The organism is Ruegeria sp. BJ3, from assembly GCF_056535665.1.
This window is the reverse complement of sequence record NZ_JBQFIT010000001.1, coordinates 1,252,102-1,273,111: the sequence shown is the minus strand read 5'-3', so window position 1 is coordinate 1,273,111 and position 21,010 is coordinate 1,252,102. Positions and strand designations below refer to the sequence as shown.

At 63.9% G+C, this 21,010-nt stretch carries 24 protein-coding genes; 6 read left to right on the top strand and 18 right to left on the bottom strand.

The window, feature by feature from the left end; genetic code table 11:
- Nucleotides 1-7: 7 nt before the first annotated feature.
- Genes pdhA through ACR3EL_RS06395 form a run of 3 tightly spaced genes read left to right on the top strand, consistent with a single transcriptional unit; the run spans nucleotide 8 to nucleotide 3,708 of the window.
- Nucleotides 8-997 (top strand): pyruvate dehydrogenase (acetyl-transferring) E1 component subunit alpha, encoded by a 990-nt coding sequence (gene pdhA / locus ACR3EL_RS06405; RefSeq protein ID WP_093962386.1) that lies wholly within the window; start codon nucleotides 8-10, stop codon nucleotides 995-997.
- Between the two features lie 15 nt (nucleotides 998-1,012).
- Nucleotides 1,013-2,386 carry a pyruvate dehydrogenase complex E1 component subunit beta gene (locus ACR3EL_RS06400; protein WP_170599510.1) on the top strand — a complete coding sequence of 458 codons (1,374 nt, stop codon included), beginning with the start codon at nucleotides 1,013-1,015 and terminating at the stop codon, nucleotides 2,384-2,386.
- 14 nt (nucleotides 2,387-2,400) lie between these two features.
- On the top strand, nucleotides 2,401-3,708 hold the full coding sequence (locus ACR3EL_RS06395) for a pyruvate dehydrogenase complex dihydrolipoamide acetyltransferase (protein WP_480720868.1): 1,308 nt from the start codon (nucleotides 2,401-2,403) through the stop codon (nucleotides 3,706-3,708).
- A 69-nt stretch (nucleotides 3,709-3,777) separates the two neighbouring features.
- Here ACR3EL_RS06395 and cysE read toward each other — a convergent pair whose 3' ends face one another.
- Complete coding sequence (cysE, locus tag ACR3EL_RS06390) at nucleotides 3,778-4,587, bottom strand: serine O-acetyltransferase (RefSeq protein ID WP_093962389.1); 810 nt, start codon at nucleotides 4,585-4,587, stop codon at nucleotides 3,778-3,780.
- Nucleotides 4,588-4,673: 86 nt separating this feature from the next.
- On the opposite strand from cysE, the gene ACR3EL_RS06385 reads away from it, so the two are divergent.
- Nucleotides 4,674-5,012 carry a TraR/DksA family transcriptional regulator gene (locus ACR3EL_RS06385; RefSeq protein ID WP_170338108.1) on the top strand — a complete coding sequence of 113 codons (339 nt, stop codon included), beginning with the start codon at nucleotides 4,674-4,676 and terminating at the stop codon, nucleotides 5,010-5,012.
- Here ACR3EL_RS06385 and ACR3EL_RS06380 read toward each other — a convergent pair.
- The 16 genes from ACR3EL_RS06380 to ACR3EL_RS06305 all read right to left on the bottom strand — a co-directional run bounded on the left by ACR3EL_RS06380 (nucleotide 4,993) and on the right by ACR3EL_RS06305 (nucleotide 17,545).
- Complete coding sequence (locus ACR3EL_RS06380) at nucleotides 4,993-5,289, bottom strand: DUF7742 family protein (protein ID WP_170338107.1); 297 nt, start codon at nucleotides 5,287-5,289, stop codon at nucleotides 4,993-4,995. The genes ACR3EL_RS06385 and ACR3EL_RS06380 overlap by 20 nt on opposite strands.
- Nucleotides 5,290-5,296: 7 nt before the next feature.
- Nucleotides 5,297-9,262 (bottom strand): baseplate multidomain protein megatron, encoded by a 3,966-nt coding sequence (locus ACR3EL_RS06375; RefSeq protein WP_480720864.1) that lies wholly within the window; start codon nucleotides 9,260-9,262, stop codon nucleotides 5,297-5,299.
- Nucleotides 9,262-9,705, bottom strand: coding sequence for a C40 family peptidase (locus ACR3EL_RS06370; protein ID WP_170338104.1), 444 nt, complete (start codon nucleotides 9,703-9,705; stop codon nucleotides 9,262-9,264). Before ACR3EL_RS06370 ends, ACR3EL_RS06375 begins: the two co-directional genes overlap by 1 nt.
- On the bottom strand, nucleotides 9,705-10,592 hold the full coding sequence (locus ACR3EL_RS06365) for a DUF2163 domain-containing protein (RefSeq protein ID WP_093962394.1): 888 nt from the start codon (nucleotides 10,590-10,592) through the stop codon (nucleotides 9,705-9,707). Before ACR3EL_RS06365 ends, ACR3EL_RS06370 begins: the two co-directional genes overlap by 1 nt.
- Entirely contained in the window at nucleotides 10,592-11,224 is a 633-nt protein-coding gene (locus ACR3EL_RS06360; protein ID WP_170338102.1) for a DUF2460 domain-containing protein, read from the bottom strand. The genes ACR3EL_RS06365 and ACR3EL_RS06360 overlap by 1 nt, the downstream gene beginning before the upstream one ends.
- A gap of 15 nt (nucleotides 11,225-11,239) precedes the next feature.
- Nucleotides 11,240-11,902: a phage tail tape measure protein gene (locus tag ACR3EL_RS06355; RefSeq protein ID WP_480720861.1), complete on the bottom strand. Its 663-nt coding sequence runs from the start codon at nucleotides 11,900-11,902 to the stop codon at nucleotides 11,240-11,242.
- On the bottom strand, nucleotides 11,880-12,098 hold the full coding sequence (locus ACR3EL_RS06350; RefSeq protein ID WP_170338100.1) for a rcc01693 family protein: 219 nt from the start codon (nucleotides 12,096-12,098) through the stop codon (nucleotides 11,880-11,882). The genes ACR3EL_RS06355 and ACR3EL_RS06350 overlap by 23 nt, the downstream gene beginning before the upstream one ends.
- Nucleotides 12,095-12,415: a gene transfer agent family protein gene (locus ACR3EL_RS06345; protein WP_170338098.1), complete on the bottom strand. Its 321-nt coding sequence runs from the start codon at nucleotides 12,413-12,415 to the stop codon at nucleotides 12,095-12,097. Before ACR3EL_RS06345 ends, ACR3EL_RS06350 begins: the two co-directional genes overlap by 4 nt.
- On the bottom strand, nucleotides 12,415-12,828 hold the full coding sequence (locus ACR3EL_RS06340) for a phage major tail protein, TP901-1 family (RefSeq protein WP_170338097.1): 414 nt from the start codon (nucleotides 12,826-12,828) through the stop codon (nucleotides 12,415-12,417). The genes ACR3EL_RS06345 and ACR3EL_RS06340 overlap by 1 nt, the downstream gene beginning before the upstream one ends.
- Nucleotides 12,829-12,848: 20 nt before the next feature.
- Nucleotides 12,849-13,262 (bottom strand): DUF3168 domain-containing protein, encoded by a 414-nt coding sequence (locus ACR3EL_RS06335; protein WP_170338095.1) that lies wholly within the window; start codon nucleotides 13,260-13,262, stop codon nucleotides 12,849-12,851.
- Entirely contained in the window at nucleotides 13,259-13,597 is a 339-nt protein-coding gene (locus ACR3EL_RS06330) for a phage head closure protein (protein ID WP_170338093.1), read from the bottom strand. Before ACR3EL_RS06330 ends, ACR3EL_RS06335 begins: the two co-directional genes overlap by 4 nt.
- A complete protein-coding gene (locus tag ACR3EL_RS06325; RefSeq protein WP_170338091.1) occupies nucleotides 13,594-14,193 on the bottom strand; it encodes a head-tail connector protein in 600 nt (199 codons plus the stop codon). The genes ACR3EL_RS06330 and ACR3EL_RS06325 overlap by 4 nt, the downstream gene beginning before the upstream one ends.
- A gap of 177 nt (nucleotides 14,194-14,370) precedes the next feature.
- On the bottom strand, nucleotides 14,371-15,549 hold the full coding sequence (locus ACR3EL_RS06320; RefSeq protein ID WP_170368637.1) for a phage major capsid protein: 1,179 nt from the start codon (nucleotides 15,547-15,549) through the stop codon (nucleotides 14,371-14,373).
- A gap of 34 nt (nucleotides 15,550-15,583) precedes the next feature.
- Entirely contained in the window at nucleotides 15,584-16,129 is a 546-nt protein-coding gene (locus ACR3EL_RS06315; RefSeq protein WP_480720857.1) for an HK97 family phage prohead protease, read from the bottom strand.
- A gap of 26 nt (nucleotides 16,130-16,155) precedes the next feature.
- Entirely contained in the window at nucleotides 16,156-16,380 is a 225-nt protein-coding gene (locus tag ACR3EL_RS06310) for a GTA head formation protein, RCAP_rcc01685 family (RefSeq protein ID WP_093962401.1), read from the bottom strand.
- Complete coding sequence (locus tag ACR3EL_RS06305; RefSeq protein WP_480720854.1) at nucleotides 16,373-17,545, bottom strand: phage portal protein; 1,173 nt, start codon at nucleotides 17,543-17,545, stop codon at nucleotides 16,373-16,375. The genes ACR3EL_RS06310 and ACR3EL_RS06305 overlap by 8 nt, the downstream gene beginning before the upstream one ends.
- Nucleotides 17,546-17,737: 192 nt before the next feature.
- Here ACR3EL_RS06305 and ACR3EL_RS06300 point away from each other — a divergent pair, with 192 nt between their 5' ends.
- Complete coding sequence (locus ACR3EL_RS06300) at nucleotides 17,738-18,580, top strand: SDR family NAD(P)-dependent oxidoreductase (protein ID WP_480720852.1); 843 nt, start codon at nucleotides 17,738-17,740, stop codon at nucleotides 18,578-18,580.
- On the opposite strand, the gene ACR3EL_RS06295 is transcribed toward ACR3EL_RS06300, so the two are convergent.
- Entirely contained in the window at nucleotides 18,581-19,951 is a 1,371-nt protein-coding gene (locus ACR3EL_RS06295; protein WP_480722456.1) for a DNA-packaging protein, read from the bottom strand.
- Between the two features lie 592 nt (nucleotides 19,952-20,543).
- Here ACR3EL_RS06295 and ACR3EL_RS06290 point away from each other — a divergent pair.
- The gene (locus tag ACR3EL_RS06290; RefSeq protein ID WP_480720850.1) at nucleotides 20,544-20,843 is read left to right on the top strand and encodes a hypothetical protein; all 300 of its coding nucleotides are present in this window, start codon (nucleotides 20,544-20,546) and stop codon (nucleotides 20,841-20,843) included.
- Nucleotides 20,844-21,010 lie beyond the last annotated feature (167 nt).

The following is a 21,010-nucleotide window of genomic DNA, read 5'->3' as shown; positions in this document are numbered from 1 at the left end:
CGCCACGATGGCTGCGCGAAAAACCACAAAGAAACCAAATGTTTCTGCGGAAGAACTCAAAACCTACTACCGCGAGATGCTGTTGATCCGCCGATTCGAGGAAAAGGCCGGTCAACTGTACGGCATGGGTCTGATCGGCGGTTTCTGCCACCTCTACATCGGTCAGGAAGCCGTCGTCGTGGGGCTCGAAGCTGCGGCCGAGGATGGCGACAAGCGCATCACCTCCTACCGCGACCACGGCCATATGCTGGCCTGCGGGATGGATCCGGGCGGCGTCATGGCTGAATTGACCGGACGCGAAGGCGGCCTGTCCAAGGGCAAGGGCGGCTCGATGCACATGTTCTCGAAAGAAAAGCATTTCTACGGTGGCCATGGGATCGTCGGCGCACAGGTTCCGCTGGGTGCAGGCCTGGCCTTTGCAGACAAGTACAAAGACAACGGCCGCGTGACCTTTACCTATTTCGGTGACGGCGCAGCGAACCAGGGTCAAGTCTATGAAACCTTCAACATGGCGGCCATTTGGCAATTGCCGGTGGTCTTCGTGATCGAGAACAACCAGTACGCGATGGGCACGGCGCAATCGCGCTCAACCTCGACCAAGGACATCTATCACCGCGGTGAGGCGTTCGGCATCCCCGGCGAAATCGTCAACGGAATGGACGTTCTGGCGGTGAAAGAGGCCGGCGAAAAGGCCGTGGCGCACTGCCGGGCTGGGAAGGGCCCGTACATCCTCGAGGTCAAAACCTACCGCTACCGCGGCCACTCGATGTCGGACCCCGCCAAGTACCGTACCCGCGAAGAGGTGCAGAAGGTGCGCGAGCAGAGCGACCCGATCGAACACGTGCGCGAGCTGCTGCTGACCGGCAAGCATGCCACCGAGGATGACTTGAAGGCGATCGACAAGGAAATCAAGGAGGTCGTCAACCAGGCCGCCGAGTTCGCCAAGGAAAGCCCCGAGCCGTCGCTGGACGAGCTCTGGACCGACATTTACGCCTGAGAGGACGAATAAGACATGGCAACCGAAATTCTCATGCCCGCCCTTTCGCCGACCATGGAGGAAGGCACGCTGGCCAAGTGGCTGGTCAAGGAAGGCGACACCGTAAGCTCTGGCGACATTCTGGCCGAGATCGAAACCGACAAGGCCACGATGGAGTTTGAAGCCGTCGATGAAGGCATCGTCGGCAAAATCCTGATTGCCGAGGGCACCGAAGGCGTGAAGGTCAACACGCCGATCGCGATCCTGGTCGAAGAGGGCGAAGACGCCTCGACCGTGACCGCGGCTGCCCCCGCAGCCGCAGCGGAGGCCGAAGCCGCCCCGGCGGCGGTTGAGGCCCCCGCTCCTGCCCCTGCTGCACCGGCCGCGCCAACCGTGGACCTGTCGCCGGACTGGCCAGCAGATGCCGAGATGAAATCGATGACGGTCCGTGAGGCTCTGCGCGACGCTATGGCCGAAGAAATGCGCTCGGACGAAGACGTCTACCTGATGGGCGAAGAAGTCGGTGAATACCAAGGCGCCTACAAGGTGAGCCAGGGCCTGCTGGACGAATTCGGCGCAAAACGCGTGATCGACACGCCAATCACCGAGCATGGCTTTACCGGCATTGCCGTGGGTTCCGCCTTTGGCGGCCTGAAGCCGATCGTCGAGTTCATGACATTCAACTTCGCCATGCAGGCGATCGACCAGATCATCAACTCTGCCGCCAAGACGCTGTATATGTCCGGCGGTCAGATGGGCTGTCCGATCGTGTTCCGCGGCCCCAACGGCGCCGCCGCGCGCGTGGCCGCACAACACAGCCAAGATTATGCCGCCTGGTACATGCAGATCCCGGGCCTGAAGGTGGTGATGCCCTATTCGGCAGCCGATGCCAAAGGTCTGCTGAAATCGGCCATCCGCGATCCCAACCCGGTCGTGTTCCTGGAAAACGAAATCCTCTATGGCCGCTCGTTCGACGTGCCGCAGGTCGATGATCTGACCGTGCCGCTGGGCAAGGCCCGCATCTGGCGCGAAGGCACCGATGTGACCATCGTCAGTTTTGGGATCGGTATGCAATACGCATTGGAAGCCGCCGACAAGCTGGCTGAGGATGGCATCAGCGCCGAGGTGATCGACCTGCGCACCATCCGCCCGATGGACACCGGTGCGATCATCAACTCGGTGATGAAAACCAACCGTCTGGTCACAGTGGAAGAAGGCTGGCCGCAAGGCTCGGTCGGCAGCTACATCAGCTCCGTGGTCATGCAGGAAGCGTTCGACTATCTGGACGCGCCCGTCATCACGCTGACCGGCAAGGACGTGCCCATGCCCTATGCGGCGAACCTGGAAAAGCTGGCGCTGATTACCACCGACGAAGTGATCGCCGCCGTCAAACAAGTGACCTATCGGTAAGGAGCGACTGACAGATGCCCACCGAAATTCTGATGCCCGCCCTTTCGCCGACCATGGAGGAAGGCACCCTCGCCAAATGGCTGGTCAAGGAAGGCGACACCGTCTCCTCCGGCGACCTGCTGGCCGAGATCGAGACCGACAAGGCCACGATGGAGTTCGAAGCTGTCGACGAAGGCGTCGTCGGCAAGATCCTGGTTCCTGAAGGCACCGAGGGGGTCAAGGTGAACACCCCCATCGCCGTGCTGCTGGAAGAAGGCGAAAGCGCCGATGACATCGCCGAAGCCCCGACCAAGGCACCCGAGGCTGCGCCCGCAGCCGACGCGGGCAACGAGGCTGCCGCCTCTGCGGCATCCGAGGCGCCCGCCCCTGCCCCGGCACCGGCGGCCCCGGTCAAAGCCGATGGCGGACGCATCTTTGCCTCGCCGCTGGCCCGTCGCATTGCCGCCCAAAAGGGTCTGGACCTGGCGCAGATCAAGGGCTCGGGCCCGCATGGCCGCATAGTCAAAGCGGATGTCGAAGGCGCAACCGCTCCGACAGCGGCACCGGCTGCTTCGGCAAGCGCGGCGCCCGCCCCTGCTGCTGCTCCTGCAGGCCCCTCGGCCGACATGGTGGCCCGCATGTACGAAGGCCGCGAGTACGAAGAGGTCAAGCTGGACGGCATGCGCAAGACCATCGCCGCCCGTCTGGCCGAGGCCAAGCAGACCATCCCGCATTTCTACCTGCGCCGCGACATCAAGCTGGACGCGCTGCTGAAATTCCGCAGCCAGCTGAACAAGCAGCTGGAAGCCCGCGGCGTGAAGCTGAGCGTCAACGACTTCATAATCAAGGCCGTCGCCAACGCGCTGCAGCAGGTGCCCGAGTGCAACGCCGTATGGGCGGGCGACAGGGTGCTGCAGTTGAAACCTTCGGACGTGGCCGTGGCCGTGGCGATCGAAGGCGGCCTGTTCACCCCGGTCCTGAAGGACGCCGACACCAAATCTTTGTCGGCCCTTTCGACCGAGATGAAGGACCTGGCCGCGCGTGCGCGCGAACGCAAGCTGGCCCCGCACGAGTATCAAGGCGGCACCTTCGCGGTTTCGAACCTGGGCATGTATGGCATCGACAATTTCGACGCCATCGTGAACCCGCCGCATGCGGGCATCCTGGCCGTCGGCACCGGTGCCAAGAAGCCGGTCGTGGGCGAAGACGGCGAGTTGACCGTGGCGACCGTGATGTCGGTAACCATGTCGGTCGATCACCGGGTGATCGACGGCGCGCTTGGAGCACAGCTCCTGCAGGCCATCGTGGACAACCTGGAAAATCCGATGGTCATGCTGGCCTGATCCAAGTCACAAAAATCAAAAAAGCCGCCTCGGACCCCGAGGCGGCTTTTTTCGCACCTGAGAACAGGCTTACTGATCCTTGCCCAGCATGTGATCCATCGAGATCGAGGGCTGGTCGCATCCCGCCTCACCCACGATCTTGGCGGGGATACCCGCTACGGTCTTGCAGGGCGGCACATCCTGCAGCACCACCGAACCGGCGGCGATGCGGCTGCAATGACCCACGCGGATGTTGCCCAGAACCTTGGCCCCGGCCCCGATTAGGACGCCATCCTCGATTTTGGGATGACGATCCTCTTCTTCCTTGCCGGTCCCGCCCAGAGTCACCGAATGCAGCATCGAGACGTTGTCGCCCACGACCGCAGTTTCACCGATCACGATGGAATGCGCGTGGTCGATCATGATGCCCTTGCCGATCTTCGCGGCGGGGTGAATGTCGATCCCGAAGATTTCCGAACTGCGCATCTGGAAGAAATAGGCCAGATCGTGCCGGCCCTTCTGCCACAGCCAGTGTGCCACGCGATAGGCCTGCATGGCTTGGTAGCCTTTGAAATACAGGATCGGCTGCAGCAGACGATGGCAGGCCGGGTCGCGCTCGTACACGGCCATCAGGTCCGCGCGGGCTGCATTCATCAGCGCCTTGTCATCGGCATATGCCTCTTCGACGATTTCACGCAGAACCATCATCGACATCTCGTTCGAGCACAGCTTGGCCGAGATCCGATAGGACAACGCACGTTCCAGAGACTTGTGGTGCAGGATACAGGCATGCACCAGTCCGCCCATCAAAGGCTCTTTTTCGACGGCGGCCTGTGCTTCGGCCGTGATCCGGTCCCAGACGGGGTCAACTGACGTAACTTGGGTGCGCGTTTCAAACATGGCTTTTGATCCTCTGCTGCGCCTAGAATAGCCATCTAGGCCCAAAAAGGCCAAACGCAAACCCTTGATGTGCAACACAACAGAAAATGAACCGGTCCGAACTCAGGGAATTTGAAACACTTATCCTGTCCCGGCTGGAGGAATTGGAACGCAATTCCCTGGCCGGTCAGGACGCTCAATCCGTGGTCGAGCTTGACCAGCAGGCGGTCGGGCGGCTCAGCCGAATGGATGCGTTGCAGAATCAGGCCATGGCCAAGGCGCAACAAACGCGACGAGATCTCGCAGCCCGACGGCTGAGAGCCGCCCTCGACCGGATAGCCGAGGGCGAATTCGGGTATTGCGAGGATTGCGGTGACGACATTCCGCGCAGGCGGCTGGACCTGGACCCGGCCGCCAGCAAGTGCGTCAGCTGCGCGGCCGGTTGAGTTGAAACCGGATAAGTTGGCGCAGTACCGCCTCGAAATACCGGCAATACTCGGTGTCGCTAAAGCTCGGCTCATCTGCCAGCGGGCGGCTGCGTGCCGCTGCCATCAATGCTCCGTTCCCGTAAACAGGATGCAAACGACCCGTCGCGGTTACGTGACGGTCAGCCAACTCGGCCTCGGCGATCATGCGCGCGCACAGCCGCTCACGCTGGGCTTGCGGCACGGTCAGCAAAACCCGCGCCGCAGAACTGACATCGCCGTGCAAAACAGGGCGCATGGTCTCCCTACCCCACACTCAGCCGCGCGGCCGCGCCCGGCCCGTAGCTGGCCGAAACCTGCGCCACCTCGACCTCGTAGAGGCCCGTGACCCCGTCCGAAGACTGTGCCGCCGCGGAATAGGTCCAACTTGGCGTCGTGGCGATCTCTTCCCGAACAAGGGTGCCACCTGACCGAATCCGGATCAGATAAGTCTCGGACTCCTCGCCCAGCGGCACGTCCAGCACGTCCCAATCGTCGCCGTCGATCCGGGTTCGGCGTACCCAGGTGAACAGGTCATCGCCCCCGTGTCTCTCGACCTTCAGATGAACTGGCGCGTAGGGGCGCAGACCGTTTCCATCAAAGACCTCGACCTTATGGACATAGGAATCGTCGTCGTATCCGCGGGTGGCAGGCCCGATCCGGTAGTGCCGGGCAATTCGGCGTTCGGTCCGCAGCAGGCTGGTCTGAAGAACCCTCTCGTCAAGCAACACGAACACAGAACCCTCCGGCCAGCTTTCAGGCATGACTGCGTCCGTACCCAATTGGCCGCGCAGGCGGCCAGACAAGGCATAGACCCCGGGTTCCTGCAAGACGGCATCCGCGAATTGAAACACTTCCCAATTTCCGGGCGTGCCGTCTCCGATCGCCGCCAAGTTGGCGCCTGTCAAAAGCGAGTCACGCGACCGCGACTGCAAGACGCCATCAACAAGGCGCACGCGCAGCGGCTCACCTTCATCCCAAACCCCTGCGCTCGCGGACAGCAAGGCGGATTCGGTGAACCCGATCACAGCCTGACCTGTCACCAGATCGCGCAGCGCGTAGCCCTCGTCGCTGTCCGAGGAATAGACGGCGACGCTGCCTTGCCAAGGATCGGCCGTGACGGCCAGATAAGGGGCGTGCGGCTCTTCGGCGCCGGTAATGAGTGGCAGATCCAGAAAAATCGGAAGAACCGGGACTGGGGCCACAAAGGGTTGTGAGACAAACCCATCATCCGCCATGTCGGACGGCGAATAGACCCCGGGCTCGATCCGCACGGCAGCCGCCAGCTGGATGTCAGCCTGTTCCAACCTGTCTATGCGATACAGCGCATCGGCTCCCCCATTCCAAGATGGAAGTCGAACAATGTCGCCGGCGCCCAGATGCATCTGCGACGGCGGCAGCGCAAACCGAGCGGTGTTGCGCGCGACGCGGGCCTCGGCCAGCCAACGTTCGACCGTCTGCCTCCCTTCGGCGCGGGTCATCGACAGAGGCATTTCGTTCACGGCAACAGAATGTGTCCGATCATCGGGCAGCACGGCCTCCTCTGATACCACATCGTGGTCCGCATCCGACTGCACGAAGCGCAGACGCACGCGGCCAGCCATTTCGGCCTCGGCTTCGCGCTGGTACTGGACCCTGCCATCGACCTCGGGGCTTTCCGCGACCTGATCCAGCGACAGATCGAATGCCCGGCGCCCGGCCCTCATGCGGAATGTCAGAACACCGTCCCGCTCGATCGCATCAAATCCGTAGCGCAGCATCAGCGGTTGCAGGGCCGCCCGCGCGTCCGAAACATCTTCGATCACGTATCCACGGACAACTCCGTCCAGCGCAGACACATCAAAATCGGAAACGCCTGCAGCCTGACAAATCTCGGCCACCACCGAGGCCAGTGTCCTGGCACCAGAACGTCCGTTCAACCAATGACCACGGGCGTAGTTTTCGCCGTCGCTCCACTGCGAACGCAGGTTCGGAAATGTCGGGTAAGGTCTCGCGTCCCACGCCCACACGTAGGCATTCGAAACGTCCACCATCGGACCATCGTAGATATCCGAAACCGGGTTAATCTGCGGATCGGCCCAATATCCCAGAACTGCCTTCAAATACTGAACCTGAATGAAATCGTCGCGTTGACCGTTTGAGTATTTGGGCAGATCGGATTCCGAGGATTTCGGATCCAAAAACTTGTTGGGTTGGTTCGTTCCCTTGTCTATGGCCGCACAGCCCAATTCCGTGAACCAGATCGGCTTTGATCCCGGAACCCAATCGGTCGGGTCAGCTTGGCGCACTCCTCCGATCCGTTCGTGGTGCAAGTTCGACCACCAGTTGCGGATGTCCTTATATCTCCACACCCATGGCTCTGAATGTTGGCCGTCCTCGATCGGATACCTTATCTGCGCGTCCTGTTCCTCCGGCGTTGGATAGTACCAGTCGTATCCTTCACCGCCTTCGATGTTGCCGCGCAAATAATCCAGGTCGTAGATTGACCGGGCACCATCCATCGCATCACGATGATCGTCGCCATCCCGCCAGTCCGAGACCGGCATGTAGTTGTCGATCCCGACGAAATCGATGTTTTCGTCTGCCCACAGTGGGTCCAGATGGAAGTATCGGTCACCGCTGCCGTCGGCAGGCTGGTACCCGAAATACTCTGTCCAATCCGCAGCGTAGCCTATCTTGGTGTCTGGCCCCAGTATCTGCCGCGCTTCCGCCGCCAATGCCTTCAGCTGAGCGACGGCCGCGAACCCGGACGCGCCGCGTATCTGGGTAAGACCACGCATTTCCGAACCGATGCAAAACGCCTCGACCCCGCCTGCTGCCTTGCACAACGCCGCGTAGTGAAGAATGAAACGGCGCATGCTCCATTCTTCCGGGCCGGTATAGGTCACGCTGCCATTACCGATGATGAAATCCGAGGCTTGGGCTGCACCAAAAAAGCTTGCCACCTGAGCGTCCGCACCTGCGGTTCCGTCCAACGACCCCGGACGCCCCGGAGCCACGTCCAGCGTGATCCGGCCGCGCCACGGCAGATGCGGCTGATCGCCGGCATCCGACCATGGGTCTGGAAGACCATTACCCTGCATCTGATCCATCAGGATGAAAGGATAAAACATTACCCGGCTGCCGGAGCCCTTGAGGTGTTGAATGGCCTGAACCACCGACGCATCGGCCGGGGTACCGCCATAGACCGGTCGCCCGTCCACCTGTTGCACGACCTGAGCCGATTTGCGCTTTAGCCCAGAGACTTTCCACGGCATGTTGGCGCCGTCCACGTCTTGGGGGATCACCTTGGGTCGAATGCTGCAAGCGCCGCAACGCAAGTCATCTCCGAACCACGAGACCACCAGCGACGCAGCCTTGCAGCCCGGAAGTTCTTTGCTCAGGGCACGCATCGAGGCCACCAAATCGGGCTCGCCCGAGGGCGCATTGACGTTGGCGGCCCAGCTTTGACCCGACCCTTTGGAGTAGTTTACCTGCGTGCTGGCCAGCGTGTATTCCCCGGTGCCAGGCATCAGGGCCACGGCCCGGACAATCCGTTGCAATTCGAACTCGTAGTCTGGTGCGGATTTCTGGTCCGGCCGAACAACCTCGAAGGAGAACTGGGGAACGCGATTGCCAAATTGCGCCATCGGCAGATCTTCGATCACCACATACGCTGTGCCGCGATAGGCCGGAACCGTCCCGTCACCTTCGATCGTTTCGATCAGGGGATCCGGCAGCTGATCCTGGCTACCCGTATAAACCCGCATGTTCAGGCTGTTGCGCTCAAGCTCTTCCCCATCGGCCCATATCCGCGCGATGTCCGCGATCTCTCCGACGCCGACAGCAATCGCCAGTGATATCGAATAGCTGTAGCTATGGGTGGTCGTGGTGACTTCGGCAGGTTTTGGAGTTCCCTTGCCGCCAGCAGACTGCGTAGACGTCGTGGTTTTGCGGGTCTCAAGGAAATCCGACGCCCAGATCACCTGCCCACCGACCCGCATTCGGCCGAACACAGTGGACAACGGCACGCCCTCGCCTGTTTCCGTAAGTCTGAACCGGTCCAGCCGGCCGGACTCGACCACCTCGCTTCCGGCGCCCATGACCGACTGGCTCATCAATCGCTGGTCGATAACCCGCCCGAGCGTCGCGCCGACTGCCCGCCCCACGATGGCCGTTGACAACCCTGCAACGGTTCCACCGATGGAGCCGCCCAGCGCAGCCCCCGCCGCAGATAAAACTATCGTCGCCATCAGTTGCCCTCCAAAGGAAATTCAAAGCAGGCGACCACCCGGCGGCGCCAGGGGTCGCTCAGAGTGTTCTCGACAACGCCATGTCCGGAATAGGCATGGATGAAGCGTGGCACGGCGCCCGCTTCACTCACGATACCAAGGTGTTTGGCCACACCGGCATCGCGCATCCGGAACAGCAGCACGCACCCAGGGGCCAGAAAGTTGCGCGGACGTTCAACCAGATTGCGCCGCGCAGCCGCCCACATGCGCTCTTCGCCCTGCGGTTCAGACCAGTCCATGCTGTAGGTAGGCACCGCCTCGGGCTCGTGGCCGATGACGGAACGCCAGACGCCGCGCAGCAATCCCAAGCAATCGGTTCCCGCTCCCTTGACCGAGGCCTGATGCACATAGGGCGTTCCCAGCCAGCCTCGCGCTTCGTCCACGATATCCTGAGCCGTCACCATCACCGCCTGCTGCCTCCATTGTTCGCGTTGCCCTGTTTCGGCACGGCCATCACCCAGTCTTCGCTCGGCAGATCCGGAAAACCTTGGAAATTTATGACGTTGTTGAATTTCAACCGACAGGTCTCCATCCGCTTGTCGCAGCCCGCCAGCACCCGCACACGGTCACCTGTGGCCAGACCCGAGCCCAGAGCAGTCCAAAGGTGCAATTCCCGCCCGATCTTGATGCTCCGGTCCGTCTTCACCGAGGCCCAAAGCCCCTGAGAGCGGCCGGTCAACACATCGACGCGGCCACGTTCGAACCAGCCGTCCTCAAACGCCTCGGCACCCTGCAGTCTGAGGATCGGCCCATCGTCGATCTCGGCAATCTCGGCCTCGGCCCAGTAGCCGGGCGTCAACCTGTCGAAGCCGCAGGCTTTGTCACCCAGAACGGCCGTACAGGGTTTTTGGTAGATCCGCCCCAAGGGTCGGTTCAGCAGATCGGTCAGCCCGCGCAACTCGGCATGAAACGCGCCCCCAGCGCGGCGCAGCTCGCCGATTGAGCCACGGAACTGCAACATGCGCTGTTCCGGCGCGGCCCAGTTGACCAGCCATGCTCGGACATCGGCACCGTCAAAGCGGCCGTCTTCGATATCCTCGTCGCACACGGCCGCATCAGACAGCGCCCCCATGGCCTCGGAATTGTCGATCGACAGGCCCGTCGCTTGTTCGATCGCCGAGGCTGTGAGGCCGGTGCTTGCCTTGAACACCAGCCCTTCGAAGGCCAGTTCGCGGTCATGGTCGGTGAACCCGAAGGACACGCCATCGGTTCGAGTGATCACCCAACAGCGGCAGACCGTGGTCATGCCGGACTGAAGATGGGTCAGCAATGCCTGCTTGTCGCCGCTCATCAGACCCGCACCTCCACCACCGGAACATTGGGTACGTCGCCTGCCTGAAAGCTGGCCACGCTGACTTGGATCCTGTCGGTGTCAAACCGCACCGGCACATCGAATTCAAACCCGGCGGTCACGTCGACCCCCTCGGATGGCGGGACGACGAATTGGATCAGACCGCTATTCAGGTCCACCTCGAAATCGACGCCTTCTCGGGCCTCATCCTGATCCAGCCCAATCTTGACCGTACCCAGTACCGGCTTGACGATGGGCCTGACATAGCTGACCCCGCCCGAGGCATAGATCTTGACCAACTGGAACTCGGTCGTGACCCCGTCGCCTTGCCCGATCACCTGGTCGCCCTTGTCGAACTCGGCAGTGGCGGCGCAGGACTTGTAGTCCGACCAGTCCTTCCAGCGGAACCCGTACATCTGACCCTGACGCGCTTCGAAAAAGGCGATCAGCGTCTGGATGTCGTCCAGCGACCGCATCCCCAAACCGGCGTCGTATCGCCGCCGCGAATGCGCCCAGGGCGTGTTGCGTTCCTCGAACCCGTTGGCCAGCGTCACGATATCCGTGCGCCGCTCGGGTCCGCCGACCGAGCCGAAACTCAGGCTGGCGGGAAATCTGACTTCGTGGAAATTCATGTCCTGCTCCCCAAACTAGCGGTTCCGATTGCCGCGCCCCAGGGCGCGGCTCATCTGGGCTGCGATCTGGCCCTGGCTGCGGCGAAAGCCCTGAACGTCGGGTGTGGTGATGTTCATCACCACGTTCACCGCCCGTCCGCCGCCCGAGTTGCGCACCCCCAGTTTGCCGTCGGGTCCGCGCGCCAGCGGCATGATCGCCTCGGGGCCGGCCTCGCCCATCAACCCGGTCGCACCGCGCATCGGAAAGGTGGTCGGCCCGGTGACCACTCCGCCATTGGCAAAAGGCATGACGCGTCCTTGGGCGAAACTGCCGCCGTCGGCAAAGGGCAGCAGCCCCTGCACCAGGCCGCCGACCGTATTGGCCAGCATGCCGCCGAAATGATCCGTCACCGGCTTGATCGCCGCCGAATAGGCCGTGCGGATCATGGAGTTCTTCAGCACGTCCAGCGCGTCCGACAGGTTCATTCCGTCCAGAACCACGCCGTCGAAGGCCTTGCGCAGCCCGCTCGACATGCTCCGCTCCAGGGTGGCGACATCCTTCCCGGTCTCTTCGAAAGCGGCGCTGATCCGCTTCATCTGGGCATCGAAGGCCGCCGCCATCGTGGCGGCATCGCCCAGGGCATCGCCCAGCGCCTCGCCGCGCTCCTGCAGGTCGTCAAACCCGTCCCGATCCGTCATCACGCTCTCCTTGTATCTTGTCGGGCCAGGCGGCCAGCAACCTGTCCAGCCGCGCCCGGTTCATCGCCGGCATCCCGCGGCCCTGCCCCAGCATCAGCCGCAGTTCGGCCGGGGTCAGACGCCAGAACTGATCCGGCGTCAGCCGCAGCTCGTGCAGCCCGGCACGTATCAGGCCGGGCCAGTCAAAGCCGCTCATGACTCACCCGGCACCATGAAGGCCCGCGCCAGCAGCTCGGCCGCCGCCCGCGCCGCCGCCATCGGGCCGCCCTCTATCTCGGCCCGCAACATGTCGGCGCGGGTCACATCCATCCCGCCACCGCGCAACCCCGCCAAGATCAGCGCCAGCACGTCACCGCTGGAATAGGCGCCGCTCTCGAACCGCTGCACCAGTTCCACCAAAGACCCTGCGCCCAGCTCCTGCTCCAGCTCGGCCAACGTGCCCAGTGTCAGCTTGAGCACCCGGCGCTGGCCATCGACCACCAGCGCCACTTCTCCCGCCCACGGATTGACCATCACAACGCCACGAAGGTCAGAGCACCGGCGCTGGCCAGGCTCATCTCATAGGTCGCTTCGCCATTATGCGAGCCGGCATACTCGATCCCGGTCACTTGGAACGGTCCTTCGACGATGCCGAAATCGGGGATGATCACCTGAAAGGCGGGCGTTTCGCCGTCAAAGAACAACTGCCGCGCGCGTTCATCCGTGCCGGCGTCCTTGAACACGCCCGATCCGGAAATCGAGGCCGACTTGACCCCCGCCCCCGACAGCAGCTCGCGCCAGCCGCCTTGGCTCTCCAACGAGGTGACATCCACGCTTTCCGCGTTGAAACTGATCCGCGTGGCACGCAGCCCCGCGATGGTCTGGAACAGGCCTGTGCCATTCATGTCCACCTTGACCAGCAGGTCCTTACCGTTCTGGGCACCCATATGCTCTCTCCATTGATTGCTTAGTTGTCTTCCACGCGGGCGCGGAATCTCAGGTCGATCTGCCGGATCGCGCCGCCGGTCCCGGTGCGCCGGGCCGAGGCCCGCTCGAACCACAGCCCCACCAGCCGTCCCCGATCCAGCGTCAGCGCGGCCCCGTCCAGCGCGTCGCACACGGCCCCGGCCAGCGTCTTGGCCGCGCCGAACCCGGCCGCCTCGGACACCACCGACACCGTGAAGCGATGCAAAGTGCCTTGCCCCGTCTTGTCCGAGGCCTCGCGCACCTCCTCGGGGCCAAGCGTCACGTAGGTCTGCGGAACCGTCCCCGAAGGCACCGCGTCATAGATCGCGCCGCCGCTCAGCGCGCCCACCTGGGCATCCGCCACCAATTGCTGGAACACCGCCGCCTGCAGCGCCGCCGAAACGCCATAGCTCATGCCGCCACCTCCTCATCCGCGAAACAGGTCAGATAGCGCCCGGCCGCGTCGTATTCGGCCACCGCGCGGATCACGAAGCGCCGATTGCCCTCGCGAAACCTCTGATCGGGTGCCGGGCGCATCGACGACCCCTCGGGCGCGCCACGCACCACGATGCGGTAACTCACGCGCGAGACCGCCACATTCGCGACCGCGCGCTCGGTGCCTGTCCGGGCGGTCACCTCGGCCCACAGCGTGCCCAGAGGCGCCCAAGTCTCGGCATAGCCGCCCGCGCCATCGGCCACCCGCACCGGGGCCTCCAGCACCAGCTGCCGGTTCAGGCGGGGAGCGCTCATTGCATCACCCCCGCGCCGAAGCGCACCATGCGATAGCGCTGGATCAGGCTGGTCACGCCGAAGGGCATGCAGCCGTCACTCAGGCTGGTCTCGTTGCGATACTCATAGTAATGCGCCGCCAGCAGCAGCACCGCCTGCCCCAGATCCGCCGGCAGCCCGCCCCAATCCGCCGCCATCCCAGCCGTCAGCGCGATGGTCACCTCTCCACCGGTGGGATTGGCGGGCAGGCAAGCCCCCAGCGGGCGCAGGCAGGGGCGCTGGTTGTCGCGCTCCAGGCGGTAAGTCCCGGGCGCCACCACCTGCTGGGTGCCCCGCGCGTCGGTCAGCGTCACCGCGTCGATGCTCGTCACCGGCGCGACCGGCAGAACCTCGCCCGCGTCGTTCCGCCAACGGCTCAGGGTCCAGGTGAAACTGCGCGATATCAGCACCTTGCCCGTGCGCGCCTCGATCGCGGCCATCGCCGCCCTCAGGAACCCTTTCAACACGTCGTCCTGCAGGCCGGTCTCGGCAAATCCCGTGCCCAGCCGCAGATGCGCCTTGAATTGATCCACCGGCAGCGCCGCATCCGCGATGGCGGTTTCTTCGATCAACATCATCCATTCACTCCGCAATCTCGGACCCCTCCGGGTGCCGCATCCTTGGAAAATGGCGGGCACGCGCCGCCCCACGTTGCTCGGACGGAGGGGAGCAGCTAGACAACGCGGGGGATCTCACCCCGGCCCGCGCCCGCCGCCCGAGGGACCGGCCCACCGGCCCCCCGGATCCGTCACCACTTAGGCGGTGCCGAATTTCACCAGCTTGATCGCGGCAAAGTCGCTGATGTCGCCGCCCACGCGCTTGGTGGCATAGAACAGGACATGCGGCTTGGCGCTGAACGGATCGCGCAGCACGCGCAGGTCGGGGCGCTCGGCGATGGTGTAGCCGGCCGAGAAGTCACCGAACGCGATCGAGAAACTGTCGGTGCCCGGATCGGGCATGTCCTCGGCGATCAGCACCGGATAACCCATCAGGCGCGCGGGCTCACCCGCGGCCAGGCCATCCGACCACAGGAAGCGGCCGTCGGCATCCTTCAGCTTGCGGATCACGCCCGCGGTTTTCGAGTTCATCACGAAGGTGCCGTTCACGCGGTACTGCGCGCCCAGCGCATAGACCACGTCAACGATCGCATCCGCGTCGATGCCGCCCGCGACACCGGTGGGCACATAGCCCAGGTTGCCCCAGGTCCAGACGTCGTTGTCCACCGCCGGATGGCTCAGGATGCCCTTCGGCTTGTCGATGCCGTCACCGTTGACAAAGGCCGCCGCCTCGGCGCGGGCAAACTTGTCGGCGATACGGCCGGCCAGCCAGCCCTCGACGTCGAATGCGCTGTCGTCCAGCAACCGCTGCGAGGCCTTGGGCAGCGCGCTCAGCTCGTGCAGCGGGATCGAGATGCGGTCGATAGACGGGGTGCCGGTCTCGGTGGCCGCCGCTGTTTCATCGGCCCAGCCCGCGCCCACATCGGTGTGGTCGATCAGCACGTCGAACGAATTCGCCTCGACATTCACGACCGACGCGATCGAGCGGATCGAAGCGGTGGATTTCAGCACCGACTTGATCATCTCGGCGGTCTGAGGATCGACCAGATAGCCGCCATCGCTGTTGACGGCGGTCGACAGCGACTTGGCCTCGATCTCCAGCCCGCGCAGGGCATCGTCATCGCCCGAACGCACATAGGCGTCAAAGGCCTTCTGGTGCGGCGCTTCCTCCAGGGTCGAGGCCGCAAGATGCGGGCGCGCCGCGATGGTTGATTTACGATCCAGCATGGTCAGTCGCTCTTCTGTTTGTTGCAGTTTCTGTTGAACTTCAGCCTTCAGGCCCTTGAATTCGATGACGAATCCAGCCATCGCCTGCTTCACCTCCTGAACCAGGGGCACACCCTCTCCGGTCAAGGCCGCGGTCTCGGTCTTGCTCATCAGCACTTCCTTTCTGGGTGGGGGTTGAGGCGCGCTAGGTTCGCGCCAGCTCCTGCCGGGCGTTCTGGAACACCTCGGCAATACTGCGCCAGGTGTCCTCGGCATCGAGGTCCGACCCCTTTGCCGCCACCCGCGCACTGGGCAGCATCGGGAAGGTCACCAGCGACACCTCCCACAGCTCCAGTTCCGTCAAGAGCCGCCGGCCCTTGTCATCCTTCACGGCCCGCTTGGTGCGATAGCCGATCGACAGCCCGTCAAGCGCACCGGCGCGGATCAGCTCTGCCGCCTCGCGGCCCTTCTGGGTGCTTTCCAGCAGCCGCCCCTTGACCCACAGGCCGCGCTCGTCCTCGCGCACCTCGTCCCACACGCCGATGGGCTGGGCCGGGTCGTGCTGCCACAGCATCTTGACCCGCTGCCCGGCCGCCTTCAGCCCGGCCAGCGACGCGGCATAGGCGCCTTTCTGCACCACGTCGCGGCCCTGATCGACCTGGCCGAACAGGCTGGCATAGCCCTCGATCACCGCGTCCTCGGTCACCGACAGCCCATCGCCGAACCGCGCGAACTTGCGTTCCAATTTCATGAAATACTCCTCGTAAGCCGCTGAATTCATGGCGCCACCGTCAGGAATGACTGGAACGCCTGCGCCAGGATCACCGCCGCCACGCCATAGACCGTCAGCCACAACCGCCGCTCCAGCCGCTCCATCATCTCCTCGATCTGATCCAGCCGCCTGCACAGATGCGCGTGCTGGATCTCGGCCACCCTTTCATGCGCGGCCAGGCGCAGACCCGGCGCGCAGTCAAAGGGCGGATATCCCGGCGTGTCAGCCATCCGCCGTCTCCGCCAGCACCGGCAGGCCCAGCAGAGTACGCTTCTCGGCATCGGTCAGGAAATCGGCATTGGCCACCCGCGCCCATTGCGCATCGCGTTCTGCCGCCAGCGCCGGCACCTGGTCCAGATCGGGCTTCAGCATCAGGTCTTCGCCGGTAAAGTCCGACAGCCAGTCCGACAACGCCGCCGCCACCCGCGTCACCAGGGGCAGAACGGTCAGGCGATAGAACGCCCGGTTGGCCTCCTGATAGTTCGAATAGGTCGCGTCACCCTGGATCCCCAGCAGCATCGGCGGGACACCGAAGGCCAGCGCGATCTCGCGGGCGGCGGCTTCCTTGGTCTTCTGAAACTCCATGTCCGAGGGGGAAAAGCCCATCGGTTTCCAATCCAGCCCCCCTTCCAGAACCATCGGACGCCCGGCATTCCGCGCCCCGCGATAGTTCGCCTCGATCTCGTCGCTCAGGCGGCGGAACTGCTCTTCGGCCATCACGCCCTGTCCGTCGCCGCCCTTCCACACCAGCGCGCCCGAGGGCCGCGCAGCGTTGTCCAACAGCGATTTCGACCAGCGCGAGGCGCTGTTGTGTACGTCGATCGCCATCGCCGCCGCCTGCAGGGGCGAGAACCCGTAATGGTCATCCTGCGGGTGGAACGACTTGATGTGGCAGATGGCTTCGGCCGGGAAACGATGCGTCTTGCCCCCGGCGGTATAGTCATATGCCCTGGGCCAGCCATCGGCGCCCGGCACCACGCTCATCCGGTCCGAGCGCAGCACGTGCAGTTCAACCGGCAACCCGCCTTCGGCCTGCACCGCCTCGACATATGCGTTGCCCGACAGCAGCAGCTGCCCGAACAGCGCCTCCAGCAGCTCGGCCTTGCCCTGCGCCGCGTTCGGCCGGCGCATCAGGCGCAGAACCGGGTGCGTCTCGTACCGCTGCGCGTCGTCCTGCAGAACCAAAGGCAGCGCCGCCGCGGCCTCGGCAATCAGCTTGACCGACCGGAACCCCACCGGATTGCCCGAGAACCCCGTGCGCGTCAGCGAGGCGGTGTCACGCGGGCTCCAGGCCACGCGTCCGCCGGTCTGCCAGGCCACCACCGGCCCTGCCGCGCTTGCTTTTGCCTCGGGGACCTTCTCAGCCGATCCACGACGCAAGAAATCGAATACCATGTCCAGATGCTCCTTTCTGCCGCCGCTCTGCCCGGCTTGTTGAAAGGAGTTATGACGGAAAGGTCTTTAAGCCTCGGGAATGGGGCGTACGGCGGTTGCGCAACGGCGTCGGAGCCTATGCCTTCAGGTTTTACCTCGGCATCAACCAGAAATGCGCTACCCTCGTCGTCAGTCTGTCAGGAGGGACCAGTCATGTACAAACGTGCAATTGAAACCGGCGGGATCGCCGTCGTGACCGGCGCCGCCAGCGGAGTCGGGCGCGTCGCGGCACAGCGTTTTGCCCAAGCCGGGCTGGACTTGATACTGGCCGACCTGCCCGGACAGGCGCTCGACGAAACAACGAAAGACCTCAAAGCTGGCTTTCACGCGGCAAACATCACTGCGGTGCCGACGGATGTCACCTCTCAAGCCGACATCGAAAACCTGGCCGACACAGCTTTCGCCGCTGGGCGGGTCGCCGTTTTGATGAACAACGCAGGGATCAGCCTGCCGACGAAAGCGTGGGAGTCATTCGACAACTGGCAGAAAATTCTCGACGTGAACTTTCTGGGGGTCCTGCGCGGCGTCCAAGCCTTTTTGCCCCGCATGATCGAGGCTGACCGCCCGGCGGTCGTCATCAACACCGGGTCAAAGCAGGGGATCACCACCCCGCCGGGCAACCCCGGCTACAACGTTTCCAAGGCCGCCGTCAAAACACTGACCGAACAACTCGCGCACGAGCTTCGCGAGGCCGGCGCGCCGATCACCGCGCATCTCTTCGTTCCGGGCTTTACCTATACTGGCATGGTCGCGTCATTCCTACCCGAAAAGCCCGCCGCCGCCTGGACCAGCGAGCAGACCGTCGACTATTTCCTGGACCGCATGGCCCAGGGCGATTTCTACATCCTCTGCCCCGACAACGACGTCGACGCCGAACGCGACCGCCGTCGCGTTCAATGGGCTGCCGAGGACATCATCCACAACCGCCCCGCCCTCTCGCGCTGGCACCCCGACTATGCCGAGGGCTTCGCAAAGTTCGAAAAACCTAAGGGCTGATCACAAAACCCGCACCCGGGGCCGCCGGTAATCCGCCGCCGGCCCCACCATCAGCTCATGCAACGCCCAGACCAGCGCATCGACCCGGTCGGGCGAGCCCTGCCCCTCGAACCCGCGCGCGGTCATCTGGCACATCTGCTCCTCCAGCGCCTCCAGCCCGGCCACATGGAACACCCGCCCCTGCTCATACAGCGCCGCCACCGGCTCGGCCCGCGCCACCTTCCCGCGCGAGGCCCGCACCGCCCGGAACGGGACCAGAGGGTCCACCTGCCGCACCACCTCTTCGACCAACTGCCCGCCCTGATTGACCTCGGCCACCAGCCGCTCGGCCCCGAATTCGTCCATCGCGTCAATCGCCGCGCGCGCCCAGCCCGCCGGGCCAACACCCTGCACCGTCCGGTCGGCCAGCACATAGGCGCGCCAGTCCTCGGGCGCCCCCTGCACCTGCGCGCCGACCACCGCGATCCCGCAGGCATCGGCCCCCGAACCGCCGGTCACCGCGGGGTCCAGCGCCACCACCACGCGGTCCAGCTCGGGCAGCGCCTTGACCCGCGCCGCATCCAGCATCGAGCCGGTCCACAACGCCCCCTCGGCATCGGCTAGCAGCACACCGTCCAATTCCTGCCACCCCAGCCGCGTGCCGGCATAGCGCGCGCGCACCTCCTCCAGAAAGGACTCCGCCAGGTTGGCCCGGTTCGCCTCCGTCGGCGCATGGGTCATCACCGTGGACGGCGCCGCCAGCAGATCTTTCAAAACCTTCACGTTGCGCGGCGTCGTGGTGACGCAGACCCGCGGCCGCTCGCCCAGTCGCAGCGCGAATTGCAGCATGTCCCAGGTCTCGCCCGCCTTTTTCCACTTGGCCAGTTCATCGACCCAAGCCGCGTCGAACTGCGGCCCTCGCAGCCCCTCGGGGTCATTCGCCGAAAAGGCCTGAGCCTCGGCCCCGTTGGGCCAGACCAGCTTGCGTTCCGACGCCTTCCACTGCGGCCGCCGGTCGGGCGGAGAGCACTGCATGATCCCGCTGTCGCCAAAGATCATCACGTCGCGCACCTGGTCAAAGGTCTCGCCCACCAGCGCCACGCGCCGGGCCTCACCCTCGTCGAAAGGTTTGCCCCCTTCGACCATGGATCGCACCCATTCAGCCCCGGCCCGCGTCTTGCCCGCGCCACGCCCGCCCATGATCACCCATGACCGCCAGTCGCCCTCGGGCGGCAGCTGATGCGGCAGCGCCCAGAACTCGAACAGGAAAGGGAGGGCACATAGCCCCCCCTCCCCGATCTCACTCAGAAATATGTCCCGCACCGCAGCAGGCGCGGAGGCGAGCCAATCGGCACCCGATCTCAGATCGGGCCCGCTCCAGGTCGAGCGCATAGCCCCCTTGGGCAATTCCCGCTTGTCTGTGACATTGTTCGACAAAGCTTGTCTCCACTTTCTGGCAACTCCGGATCAGCCCCTCTAGCTGCCCGAGTTGTCTGGCTGAACTCGCCAGGTCTGCATCCTCCCCGGTCTCGATCCGCTTGCGCAGGTCTTCCGCCGCTTGCCGCAAACCGCGAATGGACACCTCCAACGACTGCAACAGCTCGGCCGTCCGGGACATCCGCTCTTCCGGGGTAATCAAAGTCATGTTTGCCTGTGACCTCATGCGTGAGTGATCTCCGCACGAGAGAAATGAAAAACGGCCGCCGGGTCGCCCCGGGGCCGTTGCCCACTTCTTCTAGCATGACACAACTTATACGCGAAATCGGGCGCTCAGTCAAGCTCCGACGCAACAGCGCGCAACAAGTAACGCACTGCCAGTGTTAACAAAATCCTAATCCAGATCAGGGACCGCAACCAATTCTGTGATCGGCAAGATTTCCGCGACGGAGTAATTCCCGTCGTGCGTTTCAAAAACGGATTGCACACGCAATCTGCATAAACACCAAGAACCGCAAACATACGAAAAACTTCTGAAGGACAAAAAATGTACCATCCCCTCAGCTATGTCTCGGTAATCTGTCTGGGAGGCCTGATGCTCTTCGGCACAGTGGCGCAGGCTCAGACAGGGCACCGCGGACCTGATCTTGGCAAGATCGCCAGCGAGATTGGCGTTCCGCAATCTGCGCTCCAAAGCTGCCTGGGCGATCGTCCCAAGCCCGGCAAGCGCCCCGAGCGCCCTGACGCGGGTATAATTGCTTCGTGCCTGTCCAAGGCCGGGCACCCCTCCACCGCACAGGCAGTCGAAAAGGCGCTGGCTGCCGCCGCCCCACCGCCTCGTCGTTGAACATCCATTTGCAACGAATAGGACACCGGCAGCCTTGACTGCCGGTGTCGGCTTGACATTCGCCTCAGCAGCGCTCATTTACGCCACAGCGCTGCCGCGTGAGCACGCGGACCGAACCGAGGTCCGAGATAGCGCCCAATTTTCCCAGTTCCCATTCACGCAGGGTT

What these genes read in the sequence shown, in the direction of transcription:
- ACR3EL_RS06400 (WP_170599510.1), top strand. Translation starts at nt 1,013, where the DNA reads ATGGCAACCGAAATTCTCATGCCCGCCCTTTCGCCGACCATGGAGGAA.
- ACR3EL_RS06380 (WP_170338107.1), bottom strand. Translation starts at nt 5,289, where the DNA reads ATGCGCCCTGTTTTGCACGGCGATGTCAGTTCTGCGGCGCGGGTTTTG.
- ACR3EL_RS06350 (WP_170338100.1), bottom strand. Translation starts at nt 12,098, where the DNA reads ATGAGCGGCTTTGACTGGCCCGGCCTGATACGTGCCGGGCTGCACGAG.
- ACR3EL_RS06310 (WP_093962401.1), bottom strand. Translation starts at nt 16,380, where the DNA reads ATGGCTGACACGCCGGGATATCCGCCCTTTGACTGCGCGCCGGGTCTG.
- ACR3EL_RS06340 (WP_170338097.1), bottom strand. Translation starts at nt 12,828, where the DNA reads ATGGGTGCCCAGAACGGTAAGGACCTGCTGGTCAAGGTGGACATGAAT.
- ACR3EL_RS06375 (WP_480720864.1), bottom strand. Translation starts at nt 9,262, where the DNA reads ATGGCGACGATAGTTTTATCTGCGGCGGGGGCTGCGCTGGGCGGCTCC.
- ACR3EL_RS06370 (WP_170338104.1), bottom strand. Translation starts at nt 9,705, where the DNA reads ATGGTGACGGCTCAGGATATCGTGGACGAAGCGCGAGGCTGGCTGGGA.
- ACR3EL_RS06295 (WP_480722456.1), bottom strand. Translation starts at nt 19,951, where the DNA reads ATGCGCTCGACCTGGAGCGGGCCCGATCTGAGATCGGGTGCCGATTGG.
- ACR3EL_RS06320 (WP_170368637.1), bottom strand. Translation starts at nt 15,549, where the DNA reads ATGAGCAAGACCGAGACCGCGGCCTTGACCGGAGAGGGTGTGCCCCTG.
- ACR3EL_RS06365 (WP_093962394.1), bottom strand. Translation starts at nt 10,592, where the DNA reads ATGAGCGGCGACAAGCAGGCATTGCTGACCCATCTTCAGTCCGGCATG.
- ACR3EL_RS06385 (WP_170338108.1), top strand. Translation starts at nt 4,674, where the DNA reads ATGAACCGGTCCGAACTCAGGGAATTTGAAACACTTATCCTGTCCCGG.
- ACR3EL_RS06325 (WP_170338091.1), bottom strand. Translation starts at nt 14,193, where the DNA reads ATGATGTTGATCGAAGAAACCGCCATCGCGGATGCGGCGCTGCCGGTG.
- ACR3EL_RS06360 (WP_170338102.1), bottom strand. Translation starts at nt 11,224, where the DNA reads ATGAATTTCCACGAAGTCAGATTTCCCGCCAGCCTGAGTTTCGGCTCG.
- ACR3EL_RS06315 (WP_480720857.1), bottom strand. Translation starts at nt 16,129, where the DNA reads ATGAAATTGGAACGCAAGTTCGCGCGGTTCGGCGATGGGCTGTCGGTG.
- ACR3EL_RS06305 (WP_480720854.1), bottom strand. Translation starts at nt 17,545, where the DNA reads ATGGTATTCGATTTCTTGCGTCGTGGATCGGCTGAGAAGGTCCCCGAG.
- ACR3EL_RS06355 (WP_480720861.1), bottom strand. Translation starts at nt 11,902, where the DNA reads ATGACGGATCGGGACGGGTTTGACGACCTGCAGGAGCGCGGCGAGGCG.
- cysE (WP_093962389.1), bottom strand. Translation starts at nt 4,587, where the DNA reads ATGTTTGAAACGCGCACCCAAGTTACGTCAGTTGACCCCGTCTGGGAC.
- pdhA (WP_093962386.1), top strand. Translation starts at nt 8, where the DNA reads ATGGCTGCGCGAAAAACCACAAAGAAACCAAATGTTTCTGCGGAAGAA.
- ACR3EL_RS06395 (WP_480720868.1), top strand. Translation starts at nt 2,401, where the DNA reads ATGCCCACCGAAATTCTGATGCCCGCCCTTTCGCCGACCATGGAGGAA.
- ACR3EL_RS06300 (WP_480720852.1), top strand. Translation starts at nt 17,738, where the DNA reads ATGTACAAACGTGCAATTGAAACCGGCGGGATCGCCGTCGTGACCGGC.
- ACR3EL_RS06290 (WP_480720850.1), top strand. Translation starts at nt 20,544, where the DNA reads ATGTACCATCCCCTCAGCTATGTCTCGGTAATCTGTCTGGGAGGCCTG.
- ACR3EL_RS06335 (WP_170338095.1), bottom strand. Translation starts at nt 13,262, where the DNA reads ATGAGCTATGGCGTTTCGGCGGCGCTGCAGGCGGCGGTGTTCCAGCAA.
- ACR3EL_RS06345 (WP_170338098.1), bottom strand. Translation starts at nt 12,415, where the DNA reads ATGGTCAATCCGTGGGCGGGAGAAGTGGCGCTGGTGGTCGATGGCCAG.
- ACR3EL_RS06330 (WP_170338093.1), bottom strand. Translation starts at nt 13,597, where the DNA reads ATGAGCGCTCCCCGCCTGAACCGGCAGCTGGTGCTGGAGGCCCCGGTG.